We start from the raw sequence: 653 nt of genomic DNA, 5'->3' as shown, positions 1-653 counted from the left end.
TTGCGGATCTCGATCATCCGGCGGGTCCAGTGCAGCAGCGAGGAGGGGGAGGACATGGAGGCTTCGACGTTGGTGACCTGGTAGCCGTAGACGGGGTCCATGATGGTGGGCAGGAACAGGCGTCCCGGGTCGCAGGAGGAGAAGCCGGCGTTGCGGTCGGGGGTCCACTGCATGGGGGTGCGGACGGCGTCGCGGTCGCCGAGCCAGATGTTGTCGCCCATGCCGATCTCGTCGCCGTAATAGAGGATCGGGGAGCCGGGCAGGGACAGCAGCAGGGCGGTGAAGAGTTCGATCTGGTTGCGGTCGTTGTCGAGCAGGGGGGCGAGGCGGCGGCGGATGCCGATGTTGGCGCGCATGCGGGGGTCTTTGGCGTACTCGGCCCACATGTAGTCGCGTTCCTCGTCGGTGACCATTTCGAGGGTGAGCTCGTCGTGGTTGCGCAGGAAGATGCCCCACTGGCAGCTGGAGGGGATGGCGGGGGTCTTGGCGAGGATCTCGGAGACCGGGTAGCGGGATTCGCGGCGTACGGCCATGAAGATGCGGGGCATGACGGGGAAGTGGAAGGCCATGTGGCACTCGTCGCCGCCGGCGGAGTAGTCGCCGAAGTAGTCGACCACGTCCTCGGGCCACTGGTTCGCCTCCGCCAGCAGCAC

1 protein-coding gene is annotated in these 653 nt (G+C 66.9%); it reads right to left on the bottom strand.

What is annotated here, in order from left to right:
- Positions 1–653 (bottom strand): alpha-amylase family glycosyl hydrolase (locus tag IH25_RS0136750; protein ID WP_037656410.1); only part of this gene is annotated, 653 nt, incomplete at both ends.

Source organism: Streptomyces achromogenes subsp. achromogenes (genome assembly GCF_000720835.1).
Classification (GTDB): domain Bacteria; phylum Actinomycetota; class Actinomycetes; order Streptomycetales; family Streptomycetaceae; genus Streptomyces; species Streptomyces achromogenes.
This window is presented reverse-complemented; position numbering and strand designations above follow the sequence as displayed.